14 protein-coding genes are annotated in these 13,714 nt (G+C 57.5%); 5 read left to right on the top strand and 9 right to left on the bottom strand.

What is annotated here, in order from left to right:
* Nucleotides 1-34: 34 nt before the first annotated feature.
* From B0919_RS00935 to B0919_RS00925, 3 genes are all read left to right on the top strand, one after another.
* Entirely contained in the window at nucleotides 35-712 is a 678-nt protein-coding gene (locus B0919_RS00935) for an OmpH family outer membrane protein (RefSeq protein ID WP_078010313.1), read from the top strand.
* 34 nt (nucleotides 713-746) lie between these two features.
* Complete coding sequence (locus B0919_RS00930) at nucleotides 747-1,418, top strand: OmpH family outer membrane protein (protein ID WP_078010312.1); 672 nt, start codon at nucleotides 747-749, stop codon at nucleotides 1,416-1,418.
* A 69-nt stretch (nucleotides 1,419-1,487) separates the two neighbouring features.
* Nucleotides 1,488-2,546 (top strand): RluA family pseudouridine synthase, encoded by a 1,059-nt coding sequence (locus B0919_RS00925; RefSeq protein ID WP_176132795.1) that lies wholly within the window; start codon nucleotides 1,488-1,490, stop codon nucleotides 2,544-2,546.
* A 79-nt stretch (nucleotides 2,547-2,625) separates the two neighbouring features.
* Here the strand turns inward: B0919_RS00925 and B0919_RS00920 are convergent, their stop codons facing one another.
* From B0919_RS00920 to mazG, 9 genes are all read right to left on the bottom strand, one after another.
* Entirely contained in the window at nucleotides 2,626-4,239 is a 1,614-nt protein-coding gene (locus B0919_RS00920; RefSeq protein ID WP_078010311.1) for a tetratricopeptide repeat protein, read from the bottom strand.
* A gap of 55 nt (nucleotides 4,240-4,294) precedes the next feature.
* A complete protein-coding gene (locus B0919_RS00915; protein WP_078010310.1) occupies nucleotides 4,295-5,272 on the bottom strand; it encodes a PstS family phosphate ABC transporter substrate-binding protein in 978 nt (325 codons plus the stop codon).
* The gene (locus B0919_RS00910) at nucleotides 5,259-5,507 is read right to left on the bottom strand and encodes a hypothetical protein (RefSeq protein ID WP_139361817.1); all 249 of its coding nucleotides are present in this window, start codon (nucleotides 5,505-5,507) and stop codon (nucleotides 5,259-5,261) included. The genes B0919_RS00915 and B0919_RS00910 overlap by 14 nt, the downstream gene beginning before the upstream one ends.
* Before the next feature lie 190 nt (nucleotides 5,508-5,697).
* Complete coding sequence (locus B0919_RS25080) at nucleotides 5,698-6,132, bottom strand: energy transducer TonB (protein WP_176132794.1); 435 nt, start codon at nucleotides 6,130-6,132, stop codon at nucleotides 5,698-5,700.
* 626 nt (nucleotides 6,133-6,758) lie between these two features.
* Nucleotides 6,759-7,583 carry an energy transducer TonB gene (locus B0919_RS00900; RefSeq protein ID WP_254846440.1) on the bottom strand — a complete coding sequence of 275 codons (825 nt, stop codon included), beginning with the start codon at nucleotides 7,581-7,583 and terminating at the stop codon, nucleotides 6,759-6,761.
* A complete protein-coding gene (locus B0919_RS00895; RefSeq protein WP_078010306.1) occupies nucleotides 7,580-8,098 on the bottom strand; it encodes an ExbD/TolR family protein in 519 nt (172 codons plus the stop codon). The genes B0919_RS00900 and B0919_RS00895 overlap by 4 nt, the downstream gene beginning before the upstream one ends.
* 5 nt (nucleotides 8,099-8,103) lie before the next feature.
* Nucleotides 8,104-8,727 (bottom strand): ExbD/TolR family protein, encoded by a 624-nt coding sequence (locus B0919_RS00890; protein ID WP_078010305.1) that lies wholly within the window; start codon nucleotides 8,725-8,727, stop codon nucleotides 8,104-8,106.
* A gap of 56 nt (nucleotides 8,728-8,783) precedes the next feature.
* Nucleotides 8,784-9,674, bottom strand: a complete 891-nt coding sequence (locus B0919_RS00885) for a MotA/TolQ/ExbB proton channel family protein (protein ID WP_078010304.1) — start codon at nucleotides 9,672-9,674, stop codon at nucleotides 8,784-8,786.
* A gap of 269 nt (nucleotides 9,675-9,943) precedes the next feature.
* Complete coding sequence (gene mazG / locus B0919_RS00880) at nucleotides 9,944-10,777, bottom strand: nucleoside triphosphate pyrophosphohydrolase (protein ID WP_078010303.1); 834 nt, start codon at nucleotides 10,775-10,777, stop codon at nucleotides 9,944-9,946.
* 108 nt (nucleotides 10,778-10,885) lie between these two features.
* Here mazG and glmM point away from each other — a divergent pair, with 108 nt between their 5' ends.
* Together glmM and B0919_RS00870 are read left to right on the top strand one after the other, a co-directional pair.
* Nucleotides 10,886-12,280, top strand: a complete 1,395-nt coding sequence (gene glmM / locus B0919_RS00875; protein ID WP_078010865.1) for a phosphoglucosamine mutase — start codon at nucleotides 10,886-10,888, stop codon at nucleotides 12,278-12,280.
* 224 nt (nucleotides 12,281-12,504) lie between these two features.
* A complete protein-coding gene (locus tag B0919_RS00870) occupies nucleotides 12,505-13,665 on the top strand; it encodes a cysteine desulfurase family protein (protein WP_410503612.1) in 1,161 nt (386 codons plus the stop codon).
* Nucleotides 13,666-13,714 lie beyond the last annotated feature (49 nt).

The following is a 13,714-nucleotide window of genomic DNA, read 5'->3' as shown; positions in this document are numbered from 1 at the left end:
CACCAAACTGCCGGTGGCCGGCGTTCAGTAGCATATGAAACGACTATTGTGTGCACTACCCCTGTTGTGGCTGGCGCTTATGCCTAGCCTGACGCGGGCCCAGAAGTTCGGCTACGTTGACTCGGAGTTCATCATGAGCAAGATGCCGGCTTATGCGCAGGCGCAGCAGGAGCTAAACACCGCCTCGCAGAACTGGCAAAAGGAAGTCGAAGCGCAGAAGAAGGATATTGACCGGCTTTACCGCACTTACCAGGCGGAAGAGGTGCTGCTGACCGAGCCGATGAAGAAGAAGCGGCAGGACGAGATTCTGAAGAAGGAACAGGACGCCAAAGCCTACCAGAATAAGATTTTTGGCTACGAAGGCATGCTGTTCAAGAAGCGGCAGGAGCTGACCAAGCCCATCCAGGATCAGGTGTTCGAGGCGGTGGAAAAAGTGGCCAAGAAGAAGCAATTGGCTATTTTGTTCGACAAAGCCGGCGACCTGACCATGCTTTATACCAACCCCGCCCACGACTACACGGAATTTGTCTTGGAGGAATTGGGTTTAGCATCTGAAGACCGCAACCAACCTGGCCCGAAAGGTGCAGTACGCACCGTAACGCCGCCGACAACTCCTTCCGACCCCGAATTTGGTGATGATCAGCCCGCTCAAAAAGCGGCGCCGGCCAGCCGAGGAAAAGTGAATGCGAAGTCGGCTCCGCGGAATAATTAACTTTGTGCATCAACCCCCTGACCTTTTTCGCTCAATGACCCTGACCCGCAAGTTTCGCCTCGTGCTGGCCGCCGCGGCCCTGACGCTGACCGCCGCCCCCGCCGCCCTGGCCCAAACTGCTCCGGCTACTGCCGCCGCTGGCCCGCTCAAGATTGGTTACACCAACGTGGACTACGTCATCACCCAGATGCCGGAGAGCAAGCAGATTGAGTCGCAGCTGAAAGACTACAGCACGCAGCTCAAGAACCAGCTCGACGCGAAGGTGGCTAACTATCGTAAAATGGGCGAAGATTACTCGAAGAACGCCCAAGGGTGGTCGGAAGTAATCCGCGCCGATAAAGAGAAGGAGCTGACCAACCTGCAGCAATCCATCCAGGAGTTTCAGCAGAACGCCGAGCAGTCGGTGCAGCAGCGCCAGCAGACCCTGCTGAAGCCGGTGTACGACAAGCTGCAGAAAACCATCGACGCGGTAGCTGAGAAGAACGGCTACACCTACGTGTTCAACTCGGACGCTGGCTTCGGCACCACGCCGATCCTGCTGCACGGCCCGAAAGATGGCGACATCTCCGACCTCGTGCTGAAGGAAATGGGCGTGACCCCGGGCCAGAACAACGCGGCTCCGGCCGTATCGGCTCCCAAGCCGGCTGGCACTACGCCGGCTGCTCCGGCCGCTCAGGCTGGCAAAACCAAGGTGAAGAAGAAGTAAGCAGCTTCTGCCGTATTCCGAAAGCCGGAGCCCGTGCGGGTTCCGGCTTTCGTATTTTTGCCGCCTACCATGATGCACGAACTAGACCCCGACCTGCTGCCCGAAGGTCCCGGCCACCTTGCCGAAGAAGACGAGCTGTACGAGCATCACCGCATTCAGGCAGACGGCCGGCAGGAGCCCATGCGGCTGGATAAATTCCTGCTGAACCGCCTGCCCAACGTGTCGCGCACCAAAGTGCAGGCAGGCATTGAGGCAGATGCCGTGCAGGTGAACGGCAAGCCCGCCAAATCGAGCTACAAAGTGAAGCCGGGCGACGTGGTGACGGTGATTCTGCCGGAGCCGCCCCGCGAGGATAAGGTGGTGCCGGAGCAGATGGCTCTGGACATCCGCTACGAGGACGACCAGTTGCTGATGGTGAACAAGCCTGCTGGCATGGTAGTACACCCGGCCTACGGCAACTGGAATGGCACGCTGGTCAACGGGCTGGCCTGGCACCTGCAAAACCTGCCTACGGGCCGCAACGGTGACATCCGCCCTGGCTTAATTCACCGCATCGATAAGGACACCTCGGGGCTGCTGGTCATTGGCAAGACGGAGTGGGCCATGACGCACCTGTCCAACCAGTTTTTCTACCACACCATCGAGCGCACATACCTGGCACTGGTGTGGGGCACGCCGAAGGAAGAGGTCGGGACTATCCGCGGCAATATCGGCCGGCACCCCAAAGACCGTAAGCTGATGACGGTATTTCCGGAAGGTAGCGCCGAGGGCAAGCATGCGGTGACGCACTACCGCGTGTTGCAGAGCTTCGGGCCCGTAGCGTTGGTGCAGTGTAACCTGGAAACCGGCCGCACGCACCAGATTCGCGCGCATATGAAGCACATCGGTCACCCGCTGTTCGCTGATGCTGCCTACGGTGGCGACCGTATCCTGTACGGGCAGCGCACAGGCTCCTACAAGAGCTTCGTGGAGAATTCCTTCGAGGTGATGCCACGCCAAGCGTTGCATGCTAAGTCACTGGGGTTTGTACACCCTACCACCGGTGCCCAGATGCACTTCGAAGTAGAGTTACCAGAGGATTTTGAGACCGTGCTGAAGCGCTGGGAGAAGTACGCTACCCAGAGTTAGCACTATGCCCTTCGGAAAGACCACAAAAAAGCCCGCTACGATGTTCGTAGCGGGCTTTCTTATTGGGAGCTACCGAAGCTTACTTCTTCTTCTGCGGAGCAGCTTTAGCGGCCGTTTTCGTTTTGTTGATTTCGGCCAGGGCCTTGGTAGCTTGCTCGTCGCCGGGGTTCACGGCCAGCGCCTGCTGGAAGTTGCTTACCGACGTAGCCTTGTCGCCCTTGGTGTAGTAGTAAGCACCCAGGTAGCGGTAAGCTTCAGCGAGGCCGTCCTTGTTCTTGGCCGGGTCAGCCTTGGCTACCTCGATGTACTTCTCGTAGTGCGGGCGGGCCAGGCCTTGCTTGGCTTCCGGGTCCAGGTTCGAGTTGGCCTGAGCGCGCAGCAGGTAGCCGGGAGCGTAGGTCGGACGAGCCGTTACCACAATGTTCAGCAGGCTGTCGGCTTGCGTGTACTGCTTGTTCAGGCTGTAGATGGCCGCCAGACGCACCTGATCCGTCAGCTGAGCCTTACCACCGGCCATTTTGGTTTTGTATACCCCAATGGCTTTGGGGTAGTCCTTCTTGATGATGTACGCCTGGGCTAGGTCGTTCTGCAGGTCAGCAGCCTTGGTCGGGTCGTTCTTGATGGCCCGCTCGATAACGGCAATGCCCTCATCCGAACGGCCGGCTTTGGTCAGCATCTTGCCGTAGTACACGTAGTCGTCGGTGATGAGCTTATCGGCCGACACCATCTTCATGTACTTATCCATGGCGGCCAGTGCCTGGTCGTTCTGGTTGGTTTCGTACAGCGAGTAAGCCAGCAGGCGGTTCATCGTCACGTTCGACGGGTCCTTAGCCAGCACTTCCTGAATCTGCGTCAGTGCTTCCGGATACTTCTTGTTCAGGTACAGGAAAGCCGCATAAGTCGCCTGCGTGTTCGGCGTCTTCTCCGACATGTCCGTGTACTTCTTCATGGTCTGCGACGCCTGGTCGTACTGACCAGCGTAGTAGTACATTTCAGCCATGTCGCGGTACACCGGCGCGTAGTTCGCGTTCTGGCTTACCACTTTCTCGAAGTTGGTCAGAGCTTCCTTACCGTTGCGGGCACGCACGTTCAGCTGGCCCTTGCGGTAGTAGGCGAGGGTGTAGCTCGGGTCAGCCAGCAGCGCCCGGTCATAGGCGTTCATGGCATCACCGCCGCCGTTGTCGCGCTTCTCGTAGATGTCACCGAGGTACACCAGCCAAGCAGCATCATCCTTCTTGTTCAGCTTGATGGCTTGGTTGATGGCATCTACACCTTTCTGGTTATCCTTGATGTCCGACTCGGCATAGGCCTGACCAATGGCCGCCAGCACTTTGGCGTCCTTGTTCTTGGTGGCTTTGGCGGCGGCGTCAAATTGGATGTCGGCTTCTGCTTTCTTGCCTTGCGCCAGCAGTGCCCGGCCCGAGGCTACGTTAGCCAGCGGGAAACGCACATCTTTCGAGGCGATGTTGAAGAAGTAAGCAGCCGAGTCGGCTTTCTCTTGCTTGGCGTACAAACGCCCCAACTCATAAGCCGCTTCGGGGTTCGATTGGCTGGCCAGCAGCTGACGCTTGGCTTCGCTGTAGCGTTCCAGTTCGATGGCTTGACGGGCGGCTGGCAGGTTTTGGGCAAACACGGCCGAACCGGCGAGCGAAAAAGCAGCGAGGAGCGAGAGCTTCCAGGGCTTATTGGTCATGAGGTAAGGGGTAAATGAAAAAGTGTGAGAGACAATTTCAGCAAGCCGGCCGCCATTATTCGCGGTTGGCCTGCACCAGGCGAACCTGGCCAATGGCAGGCATCAGGCCTGATTTCAGGAAAATCAACTGACCTTGGTTGCCTGCCACGAAGGATGCAAACCCGGTGCCAAGTCCGGCGCGCGCCTCGCGGCTGATGACGTACAGGTCGCGGCGCAGCGGGTATTCCTTGGTAGCTAAGTAAGCCTGGTACGGCTTCACATAGTCACTGGGCTTCATGGGAGTGGCTTTTTGGCTGATAGCCGCTACCCGGACCTTGCTTAAAAAGCTTTGCACCTTGGCGTCATCCATGTCGCTAATCCAATTAACGCCGATTACGCCGATTGCGTTCGGATGCGTAGCAACGTAATCAATGAGCTTCGGGTTCGACTCGCTGGCGAAGACGCCCGGCGCCAACGCCGCGCCGCGGGTGACGGAGTCCTGCACGTAGCGCGCCGTGCTGGAGTTGTTCTGGTCGAAAACGGCCGTAATGGCGCCCAGCTTGGAGGCCTTGCCGCTTACCTGATTCCACTGCTTGGTCTGGCCCGTGAAGATGCCGCGCAGCTGCGCCATCGTCAGCAGCGAGTCCGCGTTGGAGGGATGTACGATGATGGCAATGCCATCGGTGGCCACATGGGTAATACGCGGCACGATCTTAAGGCTGTCGAAGACGGCTTGCTCACCGGGCCGCAGGCCCCGCGCAATAACTATAGCCCGCACTTTATCAGTGAGCAGGTCACGCACTGCCGTTTGCTCCGGCTTGTACTCGGCAATGACGTGGGCATACTGGTACAGCTTCTGAAACGTGTCGACGTGCGACTTCAGAATGGGCTCGAACGTGTTGTCGATGCTAACGTGAATGGTCCCGCTGGTGGGCGTATCATTCTCGGCGTCCTCGGCATCGATGGGCTTGTTGCGGTTGCAACTGCCGAGTAAGCCCAGGACCAATGCCAGCGACACCCCCAGGGTGGACCAGCGTGCGCTAAAAGGAGTCATGACGTTTGCGGAAATGCTGGCGGAACGTGCGAACAAATCTAATTAATCCGTACAGGATGAACAGGGCGCCAACTATACGCTTGGATTGCTGCGAGAGGACAATCATGCCCGCCGGGGCAGCAATGACGAAGGCTCCCAGAGCCATGTACACCAGTGACATCAGCAGCATGAAGTAGGGCATCGTTTTCAGGCGTTGGCGGCCCGCGATGCGCTCATCGGCATTGGTATCGAGCATGGAGCAAAATTTAAGGAGCAGAAAGGCCTGCTCTTGCTTAACGCGTAAAAGTAGGAGGATTGTTCGCTGCATCGCGCCGCTCTAATACAGCACATGTGGGTAAAAAGGCAAAAGCCTGTTTGAGTGTTCACCTCAAACAGGCTTTTGAGCCTTAAGAATACAATAGGGCGCAGCCTTAACGTGCACTACCCTAGTTTGAGTATTTGAAGGTAATCGGCAGGGTGTAGCGTACCGATACAGCCCGGCCGTTCTGCTGGCCAGCCTGCCAGCGCGGCATCTGCCGAATCACCCGCAGGGCTTCTTCATCGGTGCCGTAGCCCAGGCCTTTCACCACTTCCACGTCCACGATTTCGCCGGTGGAGTTAACGGTGAAAGCCACGAATACTTTACCCTCCACGCCTTCGCGCAACGCCCGGGCCGGGTAGTGCATGTTCTTCTGCAGGTATTTGGCCAATGCCTCCTGCCCACCGGCAAATTCGGGCATCTTCTCTACGTAGTTGAAGACTGGCTCCGGTTTAGCAACGGTGTTAGTCGTGCCGCTGTCGATGGAGCCGGTAGTAGTCGTAGATACCGTCCCGTCGTTGGGTACTACGCCTTCGCCCACACTGCTGGTTGAGCTAATCAAAGCATCCGCCGGCGGCGCAACAATGGGCTCTGGCTGAGTCCGCGCCTGATCATCAGGCTTGATGCGCGTAGGTACGGCTATCGTTGCTACCGGTTTCGCAGCCATTGGCTGAGCTATAGGCTTTGCAGGCTCTATGGGCTTAGGCGGAAGAACCGGATCAATTATTGGCGCAATGTCAATGATTCTGCCAGAGGTATGAGCCGCCTTCTCAGGCCATATAGCGTGCACAATTATGGGCGACGCAGCCAGCAGCGCAAACAGAGCCAGGGAAATACCAAGGGCACGGCGCAGGTGGTCAGGATACGAACGGCGTAAATCAAAGGCACCGTAGGCCTTGTTACGGCCTTCGAAGACGATTTCGTCCAGGGTGCTAGGGCGGAGTTGCAGCGGAGTCATGGCAGTGGGTAAGTGAAGTGAACGATGGTACAATAGATTAATTGGTCGACTGCCCACACTTCCTCAGTACCTGCCCGTTGGCCCGACCTTTAGCAGCAAAACGTGGAGGTATTACTGCGCAGTATGTATTCGAGTAGAAAAATTTCGAATAATCTATAAAAGCAAGAACCCCGAACCGAGCCAAGCTCAATTCGGGGTTCTTTGTTGACTAAGCGAAGTAGTCGGGAAGCTTACTTGATGGTGAAGGTTACCGGTACCGTGTAAGATACGCTAACCGAGCGACCGTTCTGCTTGCCCGGCGACCAGGCCGGCATGCCTTTGATAACGCGAACTGCTTCTTCGTCGCAGCCGGCACCAATGCCTTTGGTCACTTTCACATCTGAGATTTGGCCGTTCGGGCCAACCACGAAGTTCACGAATACCTTGCCTTCTACCTGGTTGCGGAGAGCTAGTGCGGGGTACTTGATGTTTTTACCCAAGTACTGCATCAGGCCTTCCATGCCGCCCGGAGGCTGAGGCATCTGCTCCACGTAGGTGTAGACCTTTTCTTCTACCACCTCGGCTACAGCTTCGTTTTTCTCGTCGCCCAGACCCGACAGGTCGATGGGGTTGTCGGTGTTGCCTTTTACCGTTTCGGTGGCAACAACCTTGTCCTCCAGTTCTTCCTGATCCGGAATCTCTTCCACCTTGCGTACCTCCTCGTCTTTCTTCACGACGGGCGGGGTAAACTTAATGGTAGAGAGCTTGGGGGGAGGGGGCGGCGGGGCCGTGGGGGGCGGAGGAGGGGGTGGCGGCTCGGTCTTGTCCAGAGGCGGCGCTTCCAGCACCACTTCAGTATCCATCTTGACTTTCGTCGTATCCTCTTTCGGCGTGAGCATGCGAGCCAGAAGCGGCCCGCCGATCATCAGGGCGAAGAAGATGATGGCGACCAGGAATGCGCGCGTTACGTGCTTGCCGTACAGCTTGCGCAGTACGTAGGCGCCGTAGGCTTTATTCCGGCCTTCAAAGACGATGTCGTTGAAGGATGCCCGAGCCAGTTGGGCGTTGTCCATCATAAGCCAGATTTTTGAATAAGGTTTTCGTCTTCCTTCGAGATATCAACCAGGGCGTATTTCTTCTGCCCGGTGATGGTCATCTCATCCAGGATGTCCACCATGTTCTTGTAGTTTGCCTTATCGGCGGCCTTGATCATCACCACCGTGGAAGGGCGGCTGGCGCGGCGCTGCAAGAGGATTTGGCGGATGCCAGTGGCCGTGTAGTCGGTCGGCTGCAGTTTCGTGTTGGGGTCCATCAAACCTTCGTAGTAGAAGATCTTGTTGTTTTCACCCAGCAGCACGGTGAAGGCGTCCGAAGCTTTCAGCTCGTTCTGCTCTTCCTCCCTGTCAGGCTTAACCGGCATCGAAATCTGCATCACCTTCGGCTTGGCAAACGTCGTGGTAAGCATGAAGAAGGTCAGGAGCAAGAAGGCCAAGTCCACCATCGGGGTCATGTCGATTTTGGTCGACATTTTCTTGGCCCGCTTCTTCCCGCCTTTTCCGCCGGAGTCGGCGGACTGTTGAATTTCTGCCATGGCGATTAGTTGCTAGCCACCGGCTTGTTTTCCAAGTCGGTGATGAGGTAGAAACGGTTAAGGTTCTTCTCCTGCAGAATCTTGATGACGTTCTTCACCGTCGGTACGTCAGCAGTACCGTCGCCTTTGATGGCGATATAGGGCGCGCTGCCCAGCACGTTGATATTCGCGTTCCGCGAAGTCATCACCCACTCAGCCAGCTGGTTGTTCAGCGAGTCGACGGGGATGCCGGGCTGGTTGACCTGCTTGCGCTGATCACCGGGCAGGTTGAGGAAAGCCCCCAACTGCTGAACCGGCAAGCCGAAATCGGGCAGCAGCGCAAATTGCTTTTTCTGCTTTTCCGAGAAGCTCTGACCGTACTTAGCACCTACTTTCTCCAGGGCCTGCATTTTGACCTGCTGGGATTCGGTGCTGAAGAAGACGCGCTTGTTCTTATCGATGGTAATCGTAAGCACGCCCTTGTCCGGCAATTGCCTGTCCGAAGTGGATGACGGGGTGTCCACCACCACGGCCGTGTCTTCGGTCGGCGTTGCGGTGAGCATGAAGAAGGTCACCAGCAAGAAGGCCAAGTCTACCATCGGAGTCATGTCCAACGATGGCGACACTCGGTGAGGTTTTACTTTAGGCATTTCTGGCTAGTCAAAGGGTTCGTTGATTCAGTAACGTACAAGGTGGCGCGTTTAGTTTACGCTACCGTGTTTTGTACGCGCTCTTCACCGTGCTGCGAGGCGAAGGTCTGAATGATCGAGAAACCGGCTTCGTCAATGCTGTAGGTCAGTTCGTCGATGCGGCTCGTGAAGAAGTTGTACATGATGATGGCAATAGCCGACGTCAAGATACCGAGAGCCGTGTTGATCAGTGCTTCCGAGATACCGTTAGCGAGACCTACTGCATCCGGAGCACCGGCGTTAGCCAGAGCGGCGAAGGCGTTGATCATACCGAATACGGTACCGAGCAGACCTACCAGGGTAGCAACCGAAGCCAGGGTCGAGATGATAACCAGGTTCTTTTCCAGCATGGGCAGTTCCAGAGCGGTCGATTCCTCGATTTCTTTCTGGATAGCCAAGATCTTCTGGTCTTTGTCGATGCCCCGCTCGCGGGCCATTTCCTGGTACTTCAGCAGGCCAGCCTTCACCACGTTGGCCACCGAGCCCTTCTGCTGGTCGCAGGTAGCAATGGCACCGGTGATGTCGTTCACATTCAGCTTCTGACGCACGGTGCGTACGAACGACTCAATGCTCTTCGAGCCTTTGGCGCGGCTGATGGTGAGGAAGCGCTCAATCGAGAACGTCACCACGATCAGGAACATGGACATCAGGATCGGTACGATAACACCACCTTTGTACACAATGCCGAGGTAATCACCGGGCAGGGGGTTGTTGTGGTTGTTGCCGCCTTGGAAGTGGCTGTTGTCGCCCATGACGAATTTCCACACGAGGTAGCTGATGACGAGGGCCAGCGGAATAACGATAGCGGCTAATGCCGAACCGCCTTTGGCTTCGCCAGTCTTCGGCGCTGCAGGAGCGGCAGGCCGGGGAGCCGTAGCCGGCTTGTTCGTGGCATTCTTTTGTTCCATTGTTCCGGAGATTAAGAAAAGGGTTGGTTGGTGAAAAAGGTTGACTGTGGTTGAGCGAGTTGCGCAAACAACTCTAGGCCTAAGACGGCGGAGCCCCGCTCACCCTCACAACTGGCTCTGGGAAAAGAAGCCAAAACCGTGGGTCTGCTCGTGTGCGGGGCCGTCTTCCGTAGTAGGTCTATCCTTGGCAAACCTAAACAAAACGCTTGGCGCCGCCAAATTAAAAACCTGTTTAAACCGTTTAAAACGGTATTAGACCCGAAAAAAGGCTATTTCGTAGATTCTGCTTTGGAAGTGTCGTTCGGCAGCTGTTTGGCCGCATTCCAGTATTGGTCCATCTCGGCCAGCGAGAGGTCGGTTAGGCGCCGGCCGGTGCGGGAAACTTCGGTTTCGAGGTAGCGAAAACGGTGAATGAACTTGCGGTTGGTGTGCTCCAGGGCTTCTTCGGGATTGATGCCGGCGAAGCGGGCAAAGTTGACGAGCGAAAACAGCAGGTCGCCAAATTCAGCGGCGGCACGAGCTTGGTCGACGACGTCGCCGTCGCGAAACTCAGCGCCGAATTCGGCTAATTCTTCCTGCACTTTCGCCCAAACTTGTGCTTTTTCTTCCCAATCGAAGCCGGCGCCCCGCGCTTTTTCCTGAATGCGCATGGCCTTTACCAGCGCCGGCAGCGAAACTGGTACGCCGCCGAGTACGGATTCGTTGCCCTTCTCTTTGAGTTTCAGCTGTTCCCAATTGCGCTTGACGTCGTCCTCGTTTTCCACCTGCACGTCGCCATAAATATGGGGGTGGCGGTGAATGAGTTTGTCGCATTGGGCGTTGAGCACGTCGGCAATGTCGAAGCGGCCCTGTTCGCTGGCAATTTTGGCGTAAAACGTGAGGTGCAACATCACGTCGCCCAGTTCCTTCTGCACATCGGACAGGTCGTCGCGCAGGATGGCATCGGCCAGCTCGTAGGTTTCTTCGATGGTCAGGTGCCGCAGACTCTGCATGGTCTGCTTCCGGTCCCAGGGGCATTCGGCCCGGAGCCGGTCGAGCACATCGAGTAAGCGGCTGAAAGCGGCAAGCTGCTCGGGCCGGCGGGCGGGGGTGTTGTACTGCATTGATTCAAATATACGGCACAAGTTAAAAACCGGTGGAGTGAGTACCCACCAAGTAGGCTGGCCCGTGGGTATTCGTTACTTTTGCCGCCTGAAAAATCAACATTGCTTGTGGCACTGATCAAATCCATTTCGGGCATTCGGGGTACCATTGGTGGCGCGGCGGGAGATGCTCTCACCCCCATCGATGTGGTAAAGTTCACGGCTGCCTTTGGCACCTGGGTGCTGGCCCAAACGCAAAACCGCACCATCGTGGTCGGGCGCGACGCGCGCATTTCCGGCGACATGGTTAACAAGCTGGTTATCGGCACCCTGCAGGGGCTCGGTATCGACGTCATCGACCTCGGCCTGTCGACCACGCCCACCGTGGAAATGGCCGTGCCGGCCCGCCAAGCTGGCGGCGGCATCATTCTCACGGCTTCGCACAACCCCAAGCAGTGGAACGCGCTGAAGCTGCTCAACGACAAAGGCGAGTTCATCTCCGATGCCGACGGCAAGCTGGTGCTGGAACTGGCCGAGCAGGAAGCCTTCGATTTCGCGCAGGTAACTGCTTTGGGTAAGGTGAGCAGCGACGATGAAGCGCTGCAGAAGCACATCGACGCTATTCTGGCGCTGCCGCTGGTGGATGCGGCATCCATCAAGGCCAAAAACTTCCGGGTGGTGGTAGACGCCGTCAATTCCTCGGGCGGCATTGCCGTGCCAATGCTGCTGGAGGCCCTGGGCGTGGAGAAAGTGGAAAAGCTATTCTGCGAGCCCACGGGCGACTTCGCCCATAACCCCGAGCCGCTGCCGGAGAACCTGCGCGACATTGCCAAGGTGCTCGAAAAGGGCTCGTTTGACCTCGGCATCGTGGTGGACCCGGATGTGGACCGCCTGGCCCTGATCAACGAGGACGGCACCATGTTCGGTGAGGAATACACGCTGGTGGCCGTGGCCGACTACGTACTTGGGCAGCTGGGCGGCGGCAACACCGTGAGCAACCTGAGCAGCACCCGCGCCCTGCGCGACGTGACCGAAAAGCACGGCGGAAGCTACGCCGCCGCCGCGGTGGGCGAGGTGAACGTGGTAACCATGATGAAGCAAACCAACACCGTTATCGGCGGGGAGGGCAACGGCGGCATCATCTACCCCGAGCTGCACTACGGCCGCGACGCGCTGGCTGGTATTGCGCTGTTCCTGACGCACCTCGCAAAGTCGGGTAAGACGATGACCCAGCTGCGTGCTTCGTACCCGAACTACTACATCTCCAAGAACAAGATCGAGCTGACGCCCGACATCGATACCGACCTGGTGCTGGCGCAGATGGAAAAGCGCTACGCCAAGCAACCAGTGAATACCATCGACGGGGTAAAGATTGAGTTCGACAAGGAGTGGGTGCACCTGCGCAAGTCGAACACCGAGCCCATTATCCGCATCTATGCTGAATCGGACTCGAATGCTACGGCTGACCACTTGGCGCAGAAAATCATCGGCGACATCAAGGAAATCATTTCGGCCAAGAGCTAACGGCTGAGTTAAGCTGCGCTTTATCGGATTGCGCAGATTACGTGAACCGTTGCGGAATTTTATACAATAGCCCGGCTTAATAGTCGGGCTATTGTTGTTTTTGTAGCAATAAGACTGGTTACTTAGAGGTATGACAACCGTCGCTGGAAGCACAAATGGATGCGGCCGGGGTTGGATAGGGTGAATCCGTTATTTTTGCAGCCCACCCCAACGTGTTGCGCATGATGCCGAACTCCACTACGCCTTCGGTTTACTTCGATAACGCCGCTACCACTCCCCTGGACCCGGAAGTGCTGGATGCCATGCTGCCCTTTATGCGGGAGTTTTTCGGCAACCCCAGCTCCATCCACGGCCACGGCCGTAAGGTGCGCGCCGCCATCGAAAATGCCCGCAAGACCATTGCCCACCTGATTGGGGCCGCACCGGCCGAAATCAGCTTTACCTCGGGGGGCACCGAAGCCGACAACTACGCCGCGTTCGGCTCGATCCGGACGCTGGGGCTGAAGCACGCCGTGACCTCGAAGCTGGAGCACCACGCGGTGCTGCACACGCTGGAGGCGCTGGAGAAGTCGGGCGAGATAGAGCTGAGCTACGTGCGCTTCGACGAGCAGGGCAAGCTGGACCTGGAGCACCTCGATGAGCTGCTGGGCTCGCACACGCGCTCCTTCGTGAGCCTGATGCACGGCAACAACGAAATCGGTAACCTGAACGACATCGAAGCCATTGGGCAGCTGTGCCGGACGCACGGGGCCATTTTCCACACCGATACGGTGCAGACGATGGGCCACTACCGCCACAACGTACAGCAATTGCAAAACCATTTCCTGGTGGGCTCGGCGCACAAGTTTCACGGACCTAAGGGCGTGGGCTTCCTCTACACCAACTCGGCGGTGCAGGTGCAGCCGCTCATCTACGGCGGCTCGCAGGAGCGCAACGTGCGCGCCGGCACCGAAAACGTGTACGGCATCATCGGGCTGGCCAAAGCGCTGGAAATTGCCTACCGTGACATGGACGCGCACCGGCAGCACATTCAGGGGCTGAAGGACCGGTTCATTGAGCGGCTGCGGACTGAAATAGAGGACGTGCAGTTCAACGGGCTGTCGGCTGAGGCCGACCAGAGCCTGTACACGGTGCTGAACGTGAGCCTGCCGCCCTCGGATATGAACGAGATGCTGCTCTTCAATCTTGACATCAACCACGTGTCGGCTTCGGGTGGCTCGGCATGTACTAGCGGCTCCAACATCGGCTCGCACGTGCTGACGGCACTGGGCTGCGACCCGGCTCGCGGCGCTATTCGCTTCTCGATGAGCAAGTACAACACTGCTGAAGAAGTCGACTATGCTGTAGCGCAGCTCGCCAAAATGTACCGCAAGGTGCCGGCCTAGCTGGCAGTATAAAGACTAATGCAGCCAAATGGCCCGCCGAGCAATGACG

Origin of the sequence: Hymenobacter sp. CRA2, assembly GCF_002007105.1 — a bacterium.
GTDB lineage: Bacteria > Bacteroidota > Bacteroidia > Cytophagales > Hymenobacteraceae > Solirubrum.
The sequence above is the reverse complement of the archived record's forward strand: the minus strand, read 5'-3'. Positions and strand labels throughout refer to the sequence as shown.